General features: G+C 65.7%; 8 protein-coding genes. 1 reads left to right on the forward strand and 7 read right to left on the reverse strand.

Annotated elements, in window-relative coordinates; translation table 11 throughout:
• Positions 1 to 214: 214 nt before the first annotated feature.
• From tuf to rpsL, 4 genes are all read right to left on the reverse strand, one after another.
• Positions 215 to 1,408: an elongation factor Tu gene (gene tuf, locus ACFWPQ_RS13205; protein ID WP_383713011.1), complete on the reverse strand. Its 1,194-nt coding sequence runs from the start codon at positions 1,406 to 1,408 to the stop codon at positions 215 to 217.
• Between the two features lie 170 nt (positions 1,409 to 1,578).
• Positions 1,579 to 3,705, reverse strand: coding sequence for an elongation factor G (gene fusA / locus ACFWPQ_RS13210; protein ID WP_217549159.1), 2,127 nt, complete (start codon positions 3,703 to 3,705; stop codon positions 1,579 to 1,581).
• 39 nt (positions 3,706 to 3,744) lie between these two features.
• Complete coding sequence (rpsG, locus tag ACFWPQ_RS13215; RefSeq protein ID WP_005481264.1) at positions 3,745 to 4,215, reverse strand: 30S ribosomal protein S7; 471 nt, start codon at positions 4,213 to 4,215, stop codon at positions 3,745 to 3,747.
• A gap of 2 nt (positions 4,216 to 4,217) precedes the next feature.
• On the reverse strand, positions 4,218 to 4,589 hold the full coding sequence (gene rpsL, locus ACFWPQ_RS13220; protein ID WP_003948652.1) for a 30S ribosomal protein S12: 372 nt from the start codon (positions 4,587 to 4,589) through the stop codon (positions 4,218 to 4,220).
• Positions 4,590 to 5,118: 529 nt separating this feature from the next.
• On the opposite strand from rpsL, the gene ACFWPQ_RS13225 reads away from it, so the two are divergent.
• Positions 5,119 to 6,375 (forward strand): hypothetical protein, encoded by a 1,257-nt coding sequence (locus tag ACFWPQ_RS13225; RefSeq protein ID WP_384032775.1) that lies wholly within the window; start codon positions 5,119 to 5,121, stop codon positions 6,373 to 6,375.
• A gap of 10 nt (positions 6,376 to 6,385) precedes the next feature.
• Here ACFWPQ_RS13225 and ACFWPQ_RS13230 read toward each other — a convergent pair whose 3' ends face one another.
• The 3 genes from ACFWPQ_RS13230 to rpoB all read right to left on the reverse strand — a co-directional run bounded on the left by ACFWPQ_RS13230 (position 6,386) and on the right by rpoB (position 16,346).
• Positions 6,386 to 8,536: a restriction endonuclease gene (locus ACFWPQ_RS13230; protein WP_384032777.1), complete on the reverse strand. Its 2,151-nt coding sequence runs from the start codon at positions 8,534 to 8,536 to the stop codon at positions 6,386 to 6,388.
• Between the two features lie 322 nt (positions 8,537 to 8,858).
• Positions 8,859 to 12,758 (reverse strand): DNA-directed RNA polymerase subunit beta', encoded by a 3,900-nt coding sequence (locus ACFWPQ_RS13235; protein WP_384032779.1) that lies wholly within the window; start codon positions 12,756 to 12,758, stop codon positions 8,859 to 8,861.
• A gap of 102 nt (positions 12,759 to 12,860) precedes the next feature.
• Positions 12,861 to 16,346 carry a DNA-directed RNA polymerase subunit beta gene (gene rpoB, locus ACFWPQ_RS13240; RefSeq protein WP_384032781.1) on the reverse strand — a complete coding sequence of 1,162 codons (3,486 nt, stop codon included), beginning with the start codon at positions 16,344 to 16,346 and terminating at the stop codon, positions 12,861 to 12,863.
• Positions 16,347 to 16,737 lie beyond the last annotated feature (391 nt).

A 16,737-nucleotide genomic window follows, 5' to 3' on the forward strand; every position in this document is an offset into this window, starting at 1 on the left:
GACTCCACCCGAATTTGGTCAGCGGCATGACAAATGGTGGGTGAGCGACTCCGGGGGAACCAGGGGTCGTACGCGCCGAATAGTTTCGAACTCCCGCACGGGCCCCAGGGGATGCCGGGACACAGGGGATGCCGGAGATGCCGAAAGGGCCCGTACGACCGAAGTCGTACGAGCCCCTTCAGATACCCACCGGGTCAGCCCTTGCGGGCCAAGATCACTTCGTGATCTTGATGACCTGGCCGGCGCCGACCGTGCGGCCACCCTCACGGATGGCGAACTTCAGGCCCTCTTCCATGGCGATGGGCTGGATGAGCTCCACCTTCATCTCGGTGTTGTCACCCGGCATGACCATCTCGGTGCCCTCGGGGAGGGTCACGACGCCGGTCACGTCCGTCGTACGGAAGTAGAACTGCGGACGGTAGTTGTTGAAGAACGGCGTGTGGCGGCCACCCTCGTCCTTGGACAGGATGTAGGCCTGCGCCTCGAACTCGGTGTGCGGGGTGACCGAGCCCGGCTTGATGATGACCTGGCCGCGCTCGACGTCCTCGCGCTTGATGCCACGGAGGAGCAGACCGACGTTCTCACCGGCCTGGCCCTCGTCGAGCAGCTTGCGGAACATCTCGATGCCGGTGACCGTGGTGGTGGTCTTCTCGGTCTTGATGCCGATGATGTCGACGGTCTCGTTGACCTTGAGGACACCACGCTCGATACGACCGGTGACGACGGTGCCACGACCGGTGATCGTGAAGACGTCCTCGATCGGCATCAGGAACGGCTTGTCGACGTCACGCTCGGGCTGCGGGATGGCCTCGTCGACGGCGGACATCAGGTCCAGGACGGACTGGGTCCACTCCGGGTCACCCTCGAGCGCCTTCAGCGCGGAGACCTTGACGACCGGCAGGTCGTCGCCCGGGAACTCGTACTCGGAGAGCAGCTCACGGACCTCGAGCTCGACGAGCTCCATGATCTCCTCGTCGTCCACCATGTCGGCCTTGTTCAGGGCGACAACGATGTACGGAACGCCGACCTGGCGGGCCAGGAGCACGTGCTCCTTGGTCTGCGGCATCGGGCCGTCGGTGGCGGCCACGACCAGGATCGCGCCGTCCATCTGGGCGGCACCGGTGATCATGTTCTTGATGTAGTCCGCGTGACCCGGGCAGTCGACGTGGGCGTAGTGACGGGTCTCCGTCTGGTACTCGACGTGCGCGATGGAGATCGTGATACCGCGCTGACGCTCCTCGGGCGCCTTGTCGATGTTGTCGAACGCGGTCGCCTCGTTCAGGTCCGGGTACGCGTCGTGCAGCACCTTGGTAATGGCGGCCGTGAGGGTCGTCTTACCGTGGTCGATGTGACCGATGGTGCCGATGTTGACGTGCGGCTTAGTCCGCTCGAACTTCGCCTTCGCCACTGGGGTCCTCCTGGAAGTGGTTCTGTACGCCTTGACTCGATCGGCGCCAGGTGATCTTTGCTGTTGGTTCCCGGGCCCCGGGCCATTCCGCCACGAATGCGGAGGAACGGCCCGTGAGGCTCCGGGGTCAAGCCTAAAGCGTGTGTGCGCGGTGCGTTGAACGCGGTGCGCTACTCGCCCTTGGCCTTCGCGATGATCTCCTCGGCGACGTTCCGGGGAACCTCGGCGTAGGAGTCGAACTGCATGGAGTAGCTGGCCCGGCCGGACGTCTTGCTGCGCAGGTCGCCGACGTAACCGAACATCTCCGAGAGGGGCACGAGGCCCTTCACGACGCGGGCACCGGCCCGCTCCTCCATGGCCTGGATCTGGCCACGGCGGGAGTTGATGTCGCCGATGACCTCACCCATGTAGTCCTCGGGCGTGGTGACCTCGACGGCCATCATCGGCTCAAGGAGCACGGGGGACGCCTTGCGCGCGGCCTCCTTGAAGGCCTGCGAACCGGCGATCTTGAAGGCGAGCTCGGAGGAGTCGACCTCGTGGTAGGCACCGTCGAGCAGGATCACGCGGACACCGGTCATCTCGTAACCGGCGAGGATGCCGAACTGCATGGCCTCCTGCGCACCGGCGTCCACCGAAGGGATGTACTCCTTCGGGATACGGCCACCGGTCACCTTGTTCACGAACTCGTACGACGTGTCGCCGCCCTCGAGGGGCTCGATCGCGATCTGCACCTTGGCGAACTGACCGGTACCACCGGTCTGCTTCTTGTGGGTGTAGTCGACGCGCTCGACGGCCTTGCGGATCGTCTCGCGGTACGCGACCTGCGGCTTGCCGACGTTGGCCTCGACCTTGAACTCACGGCGCATACGGTCGACCAGCACCTCGAGGTGCAGCTCGCCCATACCACCGATGATGGTCTGGCCGGTCTCCTCGTCCGAGTGGACCTGGAAGGACGGGTCCTCCTCGGCCAGGCGCTGGATCGCGATGCCCAGCTTCTCCTGGTCGCCCTTGGACTTGGGCTCGATGGCGACCTGGATGACCGGCGCCGGGAAGTCCATGGACTCCAGGATCACCGGGGCCTTGTCGTCGCACAGCGTCTCGCCGGTCGTGGTCTGCTTCAGACCCATGACGGCGATGATGTCGCCGGCGCCCACCGACTCGATCTCCTCACGCTTGTTCGCGTGCATGCGGTAGATCTTGCCGATGCGCTCCTTGCGGCCCTTGACGGAGTTCAGCACGGCCGTGCCGGACTCCAGGCGGCCCGAGTACACCCGGACGAACGTGAGCTTGCCCAGGTGCGGGTCGCTCATGATCTTGAATGCGAGGGCGGACAGCGGCTCGTCGTCGGACGGCCTGCGCTTGACCACGACCTCCGGGTCCTTCACGTCGTGGCCTTCGATGGCCTCGACGTCCAGGGGGGAGGGCAGGTAGCGCACGACCGCGTCGAGCAGGGGCTGGACGCCCTTGTTCTTGAACGCGGTGCCACAGAACACCGGGGTGACCGTGACGTCCTTGGACTTGCCGGACGCGATGGTGATGCGACGGATCGCGGCGTACAGCTGCTCCACGGAAGGCTCCTGGCCCTCCAGGTACAGCTCCATGATCTCGTCGTCGTTCTCGGCGACGGTCTCGACGAGCTTGCCGCGGTACTCCTCGGCAGCCTCGGTGTGGGTGGCCGGGATGTCGACGACGTCGTACATCTCGCCCTTCTCCGCCTCCGCGGACCACACCAGGGCCTTCATCGTGACCAGGTCGACGACACCCTTGAAGTCGGCCTCGGCACCGATCGGGAGCTGCATGACGATCGGCGTCGCGCCCAGGCGGTCGCTGATCATGTCGACACAGCGGTGGAACTCGGCACCGGTCCGGTCGAGCTTGTTGACGAAGCAGATACGCGGAACGCCGTAGCGGTCCGCCTGACGCCAAACCGTCTCGGACTGGGGCTCGACACCGGCAACGCCGTCGAACACCGTCACGGCACCGTCGAGGACGCGGAGCGAACGCTCCACCTCTACGGTGAAGTCGACGTGACCCGGGGTGTCGATGATGTTGATGGTGTGATCGACGTCTTCGAGCGGCCAGTGACAGGTGGTGGCAGCAGAGGTGATCGTGATGCCACGCTCCTGCTCCTGCTCCATCCAGTCCATGGTGGCAGCACCGTCGTGGACCTCACCGATCTTGTACGACACACCGGTGTAGAACAGGATCCGCTCAGTGGTGGTCGTCTTGCCCGCGTCGATGTGGGCCATGATCCCGATGTTGCGGACCTTGGCCAGGTCAAGCGAAGTGGTAGCCATAAGGCTTCAGTCTTCTCTCGGTCTCGATGTGGACTGCGACTACCAGCGGTAGTGCGCGAAGGCCTTGTTGGACTCGGCCATCTTGTGCGTGTCCTCGCGCTTCTTGACGGCCGCACCGAGGCCGTTCGAAGCGTCGAGAAGCTCGTTGAGCAGACGCTCGGTCATGGTCTTCTCGCGACGGGCGCGGGAGTAACCGACCAGCCAGCGCAGCGCGAGCGTGTTGGCACGACCGGGCTTGACCTCGATCGGAACCTGGTACGTCGCACCACCGACACGGCGGGACTTGACCTCGAGGGTCGGCTTGATGTTCTCCAGCGCGCGCTTCAGCGTGATGACCGGGTCGTTGCTGGTCTTCTCGCGCAGGCCCTCCATGGCGCCGTACACGATGCGCTCGGCGGTGGAGCGCTTGCCGTTCAGCAGCACCTTGTTGATCAGGGAGGTCACCAGAGGGGAACCGTAGACCGGGTCGATGATGACCGGGCGCTTCGGGGCGGGGCCCTTACGAGGCATTTCTACTTCTCCTTCTTGGCGCCGTAGCGGCTGCGGGCCTGCTTGCGGTTCTTGACACCCTGGGTGTCGAGCGAGCCGCGGATGATCTTGTAGCGAACACCCGGCAGGTCCTTCACACGGCCGCCGCGCACGAGCACGATGGAGTGCTCCTGCAGGTTGTGTCCCTCACCCGGAATGTAAGCGGTGACCTCGATCCCGCTGGTCAGACGCACACGCGCGACCTTACGCAGGGCCGAGTTCGGCTTCTTCGGGGTGGTCGTGAACACACGCGTGCAGACGCCACGACGCTGAGGGGAACCCTCGAGTGCGGGCGTCTTGTTCTTCTCGACCTTGTCCTGCCGGCCCTTCCGGACCAGCTGCTGGATCGTAGGCACTACTTCTCCGGTTTCTGTGTGCCGATGGTGAAGCTAACCTGGAACGTCACCGACCCACGCGGTCGGGTGTGTCGGATCCCGTGGACTCCTGCCGCAAGGCAGAAGGGGGCGCGGATCGCGGTGGCCGCTTCGTCACTCCGGTGCGGTTTGAAGGCACGCACGAGGGTCAGGGCACACCCCAGGCACAAGGTCTGAGCGTACCTAGCGCAATCACTCCGGTCAAAACAAAAGGACGGGGACCGGTTGTGGGGGGCATGAGCTGCGATTTTGGGGGTGGGTTCCGATATACCACGCAGACGAACGACACGCGAACGGAAGGGGGCGCGGGGTGCCGGGGATCAGTTCGGCGCCTGTGCAACGCTGATCAGATCTTCTGGTCGCCGGTCCCCTTCAGCGCGCCCCTCGGGGGCGCGGGGCTGTGTAAATTTGCGGCTCCGCCGCGTGGGCGCGACCAGCCACGACGTCTCTGCAGCCGCCAGTCGGCCACGCGAGGCACTGCCATCGGCGTTCTTCAGGGGGCATCACGGTCATGAGCACAGCTCAGAGCAGTACCGCGACGACCACCGAGCCGGCCCCACGGCCTCAGAGACTTCGCCTCCCCCCGGCCGCCCGCCCCTATCTCCCGCCCCTCGCCCTCTACGGCGCCGCCAAGCTCACCGGCCTCCTGGTCTTCGCCTGGCTGCTGACCTACGCCGGCGACTACCGCCACAAGGACCCCCGCTTCGGCGGCGGCGCCCACTGGTGGGACGTCCTGTCCACCTGGGACGGCTGGTGGTACCTCCAGGTGGCGCAGAAGGGCTACCACCCCGAGCCGCTCAAGCCGCTCGCCCCGGGCGGCCAGTTCACCGCCGAACAGAACTCGGTCGCCTTCTTCCCCCTCTATCCCGGTCTGGTCCGAGCGGTCTCCGAGATCACCGGCATCGGCCTCTACGGCTCCGCGATCCTCGTCTCGGTGCTCTCCTCCTTCGTGGCGGCGGCCGGCATCTACGCGGTGATCGCGATGCTCGCCGGGACCCGGGCCGGGACCATCGCGGCCGGCCTGTGGGCCGTGGCCCCCGCCGCCGGCGTCGAATGGGCGGTCTACACGGAGTCCCTGTTCGTGGCGATCGCCGCCTGGACCTGCCACGCCGTGATGAGGCGCCGCTGGGTGGCGGCGGGCCTGCTCGCCTTCCTGTCCGGCCTGAGCCGTCCGACGGCGGCCGTCCTGATCGGGGCGGTCGGCCTGGCGGCCCTGGTGACGCTGGTGCGCCCAGGCAGCCGACGCGATCAGGGCGTCGCGGCCCCGCTCTACGCGGCGATCGCGGCACCCCTCGGTCTCCTCACCTACATCGTCTGGGTGGGCTGGTCGATGGGGGACCTGGGCGCGTACTTCTCCCTCCAGCACCAGGCCTGGGCCCACTACTTCGACTTCGGCGCCTACACCCTGGACGTGCTGCGGAACGTGGCGGTGGGGCACGGCGACTACCTCTTCGCCTACTCCGTCCCGGACCTGATCGCCGTGCAGGTGGTGGTGGCGCTGCCGTTCCTGGTCGCGCTCATGCTGCGGAAGCGGCCGCCACTGGTGCTGACGGCCTACGCCCTCGCCTCGATCGTGACGATCCTCGGCACCCAGCAGATGTTCGGGAACACCCCGCGCTACCTGCTCCCCGTCTTCCCGCTGCTGCTGGCCCCGGCGGCGGCGATGGCGCGGCTGAAGTGGCCGAGCCTGGTGGTCTTCTTCGCGACGGCCGCGGTGGCGTCGGGGTGGTACGCGCATTACGTGATCTTCGAGTTGGGGATTCCGTAGCGAGCGGCGTTCAGTTGCCGTCGACCACGGCCAGATACTCAGCAACGAGGCTGTTCGGCAGGCGCCCCTTGGAGCTGACCGGCCGCCCGTTCGCCTTGGCCCAACGCCGCACCCTTTCCGGGGAGGCATCAGGAGTGGCACGGTCTGGATTCCGTGCCACGGCTTCCTCCTGCTCCGGCGAGGTCCCGTGACGGTCCGCGACGGACGATCCAGCGAGCAGGGGAAGGCCGTCCTCCAGGACGTCGGCGAAGGTACGCAGGCGGGCCGCGACGAGTTGGGGCGGTGCTGTCGAGGTGAATTCCCCGCCCTTCGTCCTGGCAGAGGCGGCTAGCAGTGGATTGCTCAGCAGGGAAAGCGCGTCCTCGATCTCACGAGGGCTGAGGGGATTTTTCTCGGTGCCCTTGCTCATACGCCAGATGTCGCGAACAGTCAGCGCTCCTCCGCTGAATTCGATGTCATTCTCGTCATTCCCGCTCTCCCAGAGAGCACTGGAGACCTGACCGATGGCTTCGAGGCTTCGCGTGACAGAGGTCAGGACAGAGTCTGCCGACTCGGAGAAGATGATGTCGAACAACTCCTGAGGAAAGAGTCGCGCATGCCGAGAACGACTGATCCACTCCGCGATGTTGCCCGCGGAGATCAAGGGGATGTTTTTACTCTTGGCCCATTGCGGCAGGCGACCGCCGAAGTCCGGGCCGACCACGATGACCCCTTCCGCTTTGTGAATCTTCCGGTGCTCCTCCAGAGCATCGAATTTGATGTCGTTTTCGCGGACCACACCGGCCGAGTCTGTTTTGACTTCAACCGTCACACGGCACCGCCTTGTGGGCGAGATCCAGAAGACCACGACCAGGTCCGTCTTTCCGGGCCCACCGTGCTGTTCGACGTTCAGTCCCAACAGGCGGAAGGACGTGGCGACGGCTTCCTCGAACCGTCGGGGATTGGCGCTGTCGACGGCAGCATCGAGGACTTCCTGCACTTGGTTGACCATCTCCGCGGCCGAGGCTTCGGAGGGCCTGGTTTCCTCGCTCCCGCGAGGAGGCGAAAGGTGGGATTCGGCCGGCTCCAGGCATGGAAGGGCATCGTGGAACAGTTCCCCCAGAGGGGTGATTCGGTACCGTGTGTGGCCGATGCGCTCGATGAGCTCGGCGTCGTTCAGAATGGCGAGCCGCCGCGTCAGCTCCCCACGAGAGAGCCTATGGGCGGGGAACCGGAGACTCAGCCAGCGCAGGATCGCCCCGGTTTCCGACTCCTCGCGGAGAGCCGACAGGACCTCTCCGACCAGCGCGACTTTGCAGTGCAGGATGCGCACGAGATCAAGCGGATTCCCGGAATCGAGCCACTCGACGGCCACCGGCGTAGGGGCGAAGGTGTGCATGCCGACCTGTTCGAGGATGTTCAAGGCCCTGAGAGTCCACAGGGTCTGCTCGGCCGAGGTCTCCTTGACGGTGAATTGTTCAGCGCATTGCCGAATATAGTCGTCTTTGGTGGTGCGCGGGGACGCCAGGTCTGTGAGAATCCGGAAATTGTCCAGCGAACCGCCGCCGGCGAGGTATCCCCACTGTGGCTTGCGGTGGACCAGTGCGTTCTGGTCGAGTCCCTCCGTTTCCGCAAGCACAAGAGGCCCTGCGGGCTTCTGCTCGGGTGTTTTCTGATGCAAGTCCGTGAATCCCGGGATTTCGTTCGTCTGTGCCGGCCGGATAGCAGTGCTCAGAGAACGGCCGCGATCGGTCAGCACCACCTGGTTACTGTGATTCCACAGCTCCGCAAGACCGAGGGCGCGGAACCAGTTGGAACGTCGGCGCACCTGGTCGAGAGTGCCCCACTTCAGTCCGTATGAAGTCTCGGCCGCCGCGTTGAGCTCGGCGTGACTCCGTCCTGAACCAATCTCCCTCAGCATCTCCCCCACAAAGCGGACGTTCGCGTGAAGGACTGCGGCCAAGTAGTCGGTGTCCCCACCGTCGAGGAAGACACGGGCTTCGCCCGTCAAGCGCAGCGTGTCCCCACCTTTGGTGATGAGTCCGCAGGATCCAAGGCTGTGGACGGCCGCCTTGATTGTCGTTACGGCACCGGTGGCGGGCCAGGTGAAGGGCCTTTCCGCTTCCTCGTCACCTCCGATGTCCCGCAACAGCTCGCGCAGGTTCGGGACCAGTTGGTCCACGTTGCCGGGGACCCAGAGGATGGAACTGGATCGCTGGGTCCATCGACGAGGAGCTGGAAAAGCCCTACGGTTCGGTTCGGCGGTGGGCATCGATCCCTCACGGTTGAGAGTTTCATGGATGAGATTAATACCCTAGCTTTCACATTGCCTTAGCGGATAAATTCACCACTCAATGGTGAAACGTGATCAATATTGGCCGCTCCAATATGGCTATTGTTCGTTGTTCCCATGATTCAGATCGGTCCCGTCCCTGTGTGGCGAGTCCGAACACGCCGAAGGGCGGCCACCCCGCGCTGGGGTGACCGCCCTTCAGATCCAACTCCTACTGGTTGTACGGACCGTAGTCGTAGTCCTCCAGCGGAACGGCCTGGCCGGAGCCGGTGCCGAACGGCGAGTAGTCGATGTCGTCGTAGCCGACGGCCGAGTACATCGCGGCCTTCGCCTCCTCGGTCGGCTCGACCCGGATGTTGCGGTAGCGGGACAGACCCGTACCGGCCGGGATGAGCTTACCGATGATGACGTTCTCCTTGAGGCCGATGAGGCTGTCGGACTTGGCGTTGATCGCCGCGTCCGTCAGCACTCGGGTCGTCTCCTGGAAGGAGGCGGCCGACAGCCAGGACTCCGTCGCCAGCGAGGCCTTGGTGATACCCATGAGCTGCGGACGACCCGAAGCCGGGTGACCGCCCTCCTGGACCACACGACGGTTCTCGTGCTCGAACTTCGAGCGCTCGACCAGCTCCCCGGGCAGCAGCTCGGCGTCGCCGGACTCGATGATCGTCACGCGGCGCAGCATCTGCCGGATGATGATCTCGATGTGCTTGTCGTGGATCGACACACCCTGCGAGTTGTAGACCTTCTGGACCTCGCCGACCAGGTGGACCTGGACGGCACGCTGACCCAGGATGCGCAGCACGTCGTGCGGGTTGGTGGCACCCACGGTGAGCTTCTGGCCCACCGAGACGTGCTCGCCCTCGCTGACCAGGAGTCGGGCGCGCTTCGAGATCGGGAACGCCGTCTCGTCGCTGCCGTCGTCCGGCGTGATGACGATCTTCTTGGTCTTCTCGGTCTCCTCGATACGGACACGGCCGTCCGCCTCGGAGATCGGGGCGACACCCTTCGGGGTACGGGCCTCGAAGAGCTCGACGACACGCGGCAGACCCTGGGTGATGTCGTCACCGGCCACACCACCGGTGTGGAAGGTACGCATCGTCAGCTGGGTACCGGGCTCACCGATGGACTGGGCGGCGATGATGCCGACCGCCTCACCGATGTCGACCAGCTTGCCGGTGGCCAGCGAGCGGCCGTAGCACATGGCGCAGGTGCCGACGGCGGACTCACAGGTCAGGACCGAGCGGGTCTTGACCTCGGAGACGCCACGGGCCACGAGCTCCTCGATGAGGACGTCACCGAGGTCGGTGTTGGCCGGGGCCAGCACCACGCCGTCCACGACGATGTCCTCGGCCAGCGCACGGGCGTACACGCTGGTCTCGACGTTCTCCGCCTTGCGCAGCACGCCGTCCGCGCCGACCTCCGCGATGTGCAGCTTGAGGCCGCGCTCGGTGCCGCAGTCCTCCTCGCGGATGATGACGTCCTGCGAGACGTCCACCAGACGACGGGTCAGGTAACCCGAGTCGGCGGTACGCAGGGCGGTGTCGGCGAGACCCTTACGGGCACCGTGCGTGGAGATGAAGTACTCAAGGACGGACAGGCCCTCGCGGAAGGACGCCTTGATCGGACGCGGGATGGTCTCGTTCTTCGCGTTCGACACCAGACCACGCATACCGGCGATCTGCCGCATCTGCATCATGTTTCCTCGGGCACCCGAGTCAACCATCATGAAGATGGGGTTCGTCTTGGGGAAGTTCGCGTTCATCGCCTCGGCGACCTCGTTGGTCGCCTTGGTCCAGATCGCGATGAGCTCCTGCGTGCGCTCTTCCTTGGTGATCAGACCGCGCTCGTACTGCTTCTGGACCTTCTCGTCCTGCGCCTCGTACCCGCGGACGATCTCCTTCTTCGCCTCGGGAACGACGACGTCGGAGATGGCCACGGTGACACCGGAACGGGTCGCCCAGTAGAAGCCGGCCGCCTTCAGGTTGTCGAGCGTCGCCGCCACGATGACCTTGGGGTAGCGCTCGGCCAGGTCGTTGACGATCTCGGAGAGCTGCTTCTTGCCCACCGAGTAGTCGACGAACGGGTAGTCCTCGGGCAGCAGCTCGTTGAAGAGCGCGCGGCCCAGGGTGGTGCGCAGCCGGAAGGTGTCACCGGTCTGGTACTCCGGCTCGCCCTCCTCGACGACCGGCGGGGTCCAGCCGCGCGGCGGGATGGTGCCCACCGGGAAGCGGATGTCGATCGGCGACTGCAGCGCGAGCTCGCCGGCGTCGAACGCCATGATCGCCTCGGCCGTGGAGCCGAAGGACCGGCCCTCGCCCTTGGTGTCACGCAGCTCGCCGTCGGTGGTGAGGAAGAACAGACCGAGGACCATGTCCTGGGTCGGCATCGTCACCGGACGGCCGTCGGCGGGCTTGAGGATGTTGTTCGAGGACAGCATCAGGATGCGGGCCTCGGCCTGCGCCTCCGCGGACAGCGGCAGGTGCACGGCCATCTGGTCACCGTCGAAGTCCGCGTTGAACGCGGTGCAGACGAGCGGGTGGATCTGGATGGCCTTGCCCTCGACCAGCTGCGGCTCGAAGGCCTGGATGCCGAGGCGGTGCAGGGTGGGCGCACGGTTCAGCAGCACCGGGTGCTCGGCGATGACCTCTTCGAGGACGTCGTACACGACGGTGCGGCCGCGCTCCACCATGCGCTTGGCGGACTTGATGTTCTGCGCGTGGTTGAGGTCCACGAGCCGCTTCATCACGAACGGCTTGAAGAGCTCCAGCGCCATCGCCTTGGGCAGACCGCACTGGTGCAGCTTCAGCTGCGGACCGACGACGATCACGGAACGCGCGGAGTAGTCCACACGCTTGCCGAGCAGGTTCTGACGGAAACGACCCTGCTTGCCCTTCAGCATGTCGCTGAGGGACTTCAGCGGGCGGTTGCCGGGACCGGTGACCGGGCGACCACGACGGCCGTTGTCGAACAGCGCGTCGACGGCCTCCTGGAGCATGCGCTTCTCGTTGTTCACGATGATCTCGGGCGCACCGAGGTCGAGAAGGCGCTTCAGTCGGTTGTTCCGGTTGATCACACGGCGGTACAGGTCGTTCAGGTCGGAGGTCGCGAAGCGGCCACCGTCCAGCTGCACCATCGGGCGGAGGTCCGGCGGGATGACCGGCACGCAGTCGAGCACCATGCCCTTGGGGCTGTTGCTGGTCTGCAGGAACGCGGAGACGACCTTCAGGCGCTTGAGCGCACGGGTCTTCTTCTGGCCCTTGCCGGTGCGGATGATCTCGCGGAGCTTCTCGGCCTCCTCGTCGAGGTCGAAGGACTCCAGGCGCTTCTGCAGCGCCGCGGCACCCATCGAGCCGTCGAAGTACGTGCCGAAGCGGTCACGCAGCTCGCGGTAGAGGAGCTCGTCGCCCTCCAGGTCCTGGACCTTGAGGTTCTTGAAGCGGGTCCACACCTCGTCGAGGCGGTCGATCTCGCGCTGCGAACGGTCGCGCAGCTGCTTCATCTCGCGCTCGGCACCCTCGCGCACCTTGCGGCGCACGTCGGCCTTGGCGCCCTCGGCCTCCAGCTCGGCCAGGTCGCTTTCCAGCTTCTTGGCGCGGGCCTCCAGGTCGGCGTCCCGGCGGTTCTCGACCTGCTGGCGCTCCACGGAGACGTGCGCCTCCAGGGAGGGCAGGTCGCGGGTACGACGCTCCTCGTCGACGTACGTGATCATGTACGCCGCGAAGTAGATGACCTTCTCGAGGTCCTTGGGAGCCAGGTCGAGCAGGTAGCCCAGCCGGCTCGGGACACCCTTGAAGTACCAGATGTGCGTGACGGGAGCGGCCAGCTCGATGTGGCCCATCCGCTCACGGCGCACCTTGGCGCGGGTCACCTCGACGCCGCAGCGCTCACAGATGATGCCCTTGAAGCGGACGCGCTTGTACTTGCCGCAGTAGCACTCCCAGTCCCGGGTGGGGCCGAAGATCTTCTCGCAGAAGAGCCCGTCCTTTTCCGGCTTGAGGGTGCGGTAGTTGATGGTCTCGGGCTTCTTGACCTCGCCGTGGCTCCACTGACGGATGTCGTCAGCGGTGGCCAGGCCGATCCGGAGCTCGTCGAAGAAGTTGACGTCGAGCACTATGCGTCAATCCCTCTCAGGGTCGTGAGTCTTTGGTCTGATACGGGGGCCTGGGGGTCGGCGGGGGCCTCACACGGTGGTGAAGCCCCTACCGGACTCCCGTCAGACCTCTTCGACGCTGCTCGGCTCGCGCCGGGACAGGTCGATGCCGAGCTCCTCCGCAGCGCGGAAGACGTCCTCGTCGGTGTCACGCATCTCGATGGACATACCGTCGCTGGACAGCACCTCCACGTTCAGGCAGAGCGACTGCATCTCCTTGATGAGGACCTTGAAGGACTCGGGGATGCCGGGCTCGGGGATGTTCTCGCCCTTGACGATGGCCTCGTAGACCTTCACGCGGCCGGTGACGTCGTCGGACTTGATGGTCAGCAGCTCCTGGAGGGCGTAGGCGGCGCCGTACGCCTCCAGCGCCCACACCTCCATCTCGCCGAACCGCTGGCCACCGAACTGGGCCTTACCACCCAGCGGCTGCTGGGTGATCATCGAGTAGGGGCCGGTCGAACGCGCGTGCAGCTTGTCGTCGACCAGGTGGTGGAGCTTGAGGATGTACATGTAGCCGATGGAGATCGGGTCCGGGAACGGCTCACCGGAACGGCCGTCGAACAGCCGCGCCTTGCCGGTCGGCTGCACCAGGCGGTCGCCGTCGCGGTTCGGGATGGTGTGCTGGAGCAGACCCGCCAGCTCGTCCTCGCGGGCACCGTCGAAGACCGGGGTGGCGACGTTGGTGCGCGGGGCGACCTGGTCGGCGCCGATGGCCTGGAGCCGCTGGGCCCAGTCGTCGGCGAGGCCGGAGACGTCCCAGCCGCGGCTGGCGAGCCAGCCGAGGTGGATCTCCAGGACCTGTCCCGGGTTCATTCGGGACGGCACACCGAGCGGGTTGAGGATGATGTCGACCGGAGTTCCGTCCTCGAGGAACGGCATGTCCTCGATGGGAAGGATCTTCGAGATGACACCCTTGTTGCCGTGGCGGCCGGCGAGCTTGTCACCGTCGGTGATCTTGCGCTTCTGCGCGACGTAGACGCGGACCAGCTGGTTCACGCCCGGCGGCAGCTCGTCGCCCTCCTCGCGGTCGAAGACGCGCACACCGATGATCTTGCCGATCTCGCCGTGCGGCACCTTCAGCGAGGTGTCACGGACCTCACGGGCCTTCTCACCGAAGATCGCACGGAGCAGGCGCTCCTCCGGCGTCAGCTCGGTCTCACCCTTGGGCGTGACCTTGCCGACGAGGATGTCACCGGCGACGACCTCGGCACCGATCCGGATGATGCCGCGCTCGTCGAGGTCGGCGAGGACCTCCTCGGAGACGTTCGGGATGTCCCGGGTGATCTCCTCGGGGCCGAGCTTGGTGTCACGGGCGTCGACCTCGTGCTCCTCGATGTGGATCGAGGAGAGGACGTCGTCCTGCACGAGGCGCTGCGACAGGATGATCGCGTCCTCGTAGTTGTGACCCTCCCACGGCATGAACGCCACGAGCAGGTTCTTGCCCAGGGCCATCTCGCCGTTCTCGGTGGCCGGACCGTCGGCCAGGACCTGGCCCTCGATGATCCGGTCGCCCTCGTCGACGATGACCTTCTGGTTGACCGAGGTGCCCTGGTTGGAGCGGGCGAACTTGGCCAGGCGGTACGTGATGTACGTGCCGTCGTCGTTGGCGGTGGTGATGTAGTCCGCGGAGACCTCCTGGACCACACCCGCCTTCTCGGCCTTGACCACGTCGCCGGCGTCGACGGCGGAGCGGTACTCCATGCCGGTGCCGACGAGCGGGGACTCGCTCTTGATCAGCGGCACGGCCTGACGCATCATGTTCGCGCCCATGAGGGCACGGTTGGCGTCGTCGTGCTCGAGGAACGGGATCATGGCGGTCGCGACCGACACCATCTGGCGCGGCGAGACGTCCATGTAGTCCACGTCGTCACCGGCGACGTAGTCGACCTCGCCGCCACGGCGGCGGACCAGGACGCGGGCCTCGGAGAAGCGCATGTCGTCGTTGAGGCCGGCGTTGGCCTGCGCGATGACGAAGCGGTCCTCCTCGTCGGCGGTCAGGTAGTCCACCTCGTCGGTGACCTGGCCGTCGACGACCTTGCGGTAAGGGGTCTCGACGAAACCGAACGCGTTGACGCGACCGTAGGAGGCGAGCGAGCCGATCAGACCGATGTTCGGGCCTTCGGGGGTCTCGATCGGGCACATACGGCCGTAGTGCGACGGGTGCACGTCACGGACCTCGAAGCCGGCCCGCTCGCGGGAGAGACCACCCGGGCCAAGGGCCGACAGGCGGCGCTTGTGGGTGAGACCCGACAGCGGGTTGTTCTGGTCCATGAACTGGGACAGCTGGCTGGTGCCGAAGAACTCCTTGATGGAGGCGACGACCGGCCGGATGTTGATCAGGGTCTGCGGCGTGATCGCCTCGACGTCCTGGGTCGTCATGCGCTCACGGACGACGCGCTCCATACGGGCCAGGCCGGTACGGACCTGGTTCTGGATGAGCTCGCCGACGCTGCGCAGACGACGGTTGCCGAAGTGGTCGATGTCGTCGGTCTCGACGACGATGGTCGTGCCGCTGTCACCGACCGTCTCGGTCTCGCCGGCGTGCAGCTTCACCAGGTACTTGATCGTCGAGATGACGTCCTCGACGGTCAGGACGCCCGCGTCGAGCGGAGCCTCCGCACCCAGCTTCTTGTTGACCTTGTAGCGGCCGACCTTGGCGAGGTCGTAGCGCTTCGGGTTGAAGTACAGGTTCTCGAGCAGCGTCTGCGCGGCCTCACGCGTGGGGGGCTCGCCCGGACGCAGCTTGCGGTAGATGTCGAGCAGCGCGTCGTCCTGGCCCTGGGTGTGGTCCTTCTCCAGGGTGGCGCGCATCGACTCGTACTCGCCGAACTCCTCGAGGATCTGCTCGGTGGTCCAGCCGAGCGCCTTCAGGAGGACGGTGACGGACTGCTTGCGCTTGCGGTCGATACGGACACCGACCATGTCGCGCTTGTCGATCTCCATCTCCAGCCAGGCACCCCGGGACGGGATGATCTTGGCGGAGAAGATGTCCTTGTCGGACGTCTTGTCGATGGAGGAGTCGAAGTAGACACCGGGCGAGCGGACCAGCTGCGACACCACGACACGCTCGGTGCCGTTGATCACGAAGGTGCCCTTGTGCGTCATGAGCGGGAAGTCGCCCATGAAGACCGTCTGGGACTTGATCTCGCCGGTCTCGTTGTTGGTGAACTCGGCCGTGACGAAGAGCGGGGCGGCGTACGTGAAGTCGCGCTCCTTGCACTCGTCGATGCTGTTCTTCGGCGGCTCGAAGCGGTGGTCGCGGAACGTCAGCGACATCGACCCGGAGAAGTCCTCGATCGGGGAGATCTCCTCGAAGATCTCCTCCAGACCGGACTTGGTGGGGACGTCCTGACCGGACTCCAGAGCCTCCTCGACCCGACTCTGCCAGGCGGTGTTCCCGAGCAGCCAGTCAAAGCTCTCGGTCTGCAGCGCGAGCAGGTTGGGAACCTCGAGAGGCTCCTTGATCTTTGCAAAAGAGATGCGCAGCGGGGCAGTGCTGGCGCCGTTGTTCATATTCGCGTTCGAGGCAGTGCGCGAGGCGGCCAAGAGGGGGTCCTTCCGAGGGCTCGGACTCACTACGCGCTCCCCGGTCCCTTCCCGGACACAGAGACAGAAACCCCAGTTCAGAGGAGGTTCGGTCGTCGGCGTTCGGGTGAGGGCAGACCCCTGGTGACGGGCAGGGGAAGGCTAACAGGCAGCGCAAAGGGTCAGTGTAGCCACTTGGCACACTGATGTCCAGTCCCCATTTTCTGAGACCCTCTTCATCGTCAACGCCTGCGTCATGCCTGCCCTCAACGCACGTTGATACTGCCCTCTTCGTCGCCGATCCATGCCTCGGATTCGGACCGTTCTGGCGACGCGTCCTGAGAATTGCGCGCTGCGTGCGGTTCGTCAAGGCCCCTCTGCGCAAACCCGGTGCGCCGGAGACACGACGAAG

The organism is Streptomyces sp. NPDC058464 (assembly GCF_042721035.1).
GTDB lineage: Bacteria > Actinomycetota > Actinomycetes > Streptomycetales > Streptomycetaceae > Streptomyces.

What these genes read in the sequence shown, in the direction of transcription:
- fusA (WP_217549159.1), bottom strand. Translation starts at nt 3,705, where the DNA reads ATGGCTACCACTTCGCTTGACCTGGCCAAGGTCCGCAACATCGGGATC.
- rpsG (WP_005481264.1), bottom strand. Translation starts at nt 4,215, where the DNA reads ATGCCTCGTAAGGGCCCCGCCCCGAAGCGCCCGGTCATCATCGACCCG.
- ACFWPQ_RS13225 (WP_384032775.1), top strand. Translation starts at nt 5,119, where the DNA reads ATGAGCACAGCTCAGAGCAGTACCGCGACGACCACCGAGCCGGCCCCA.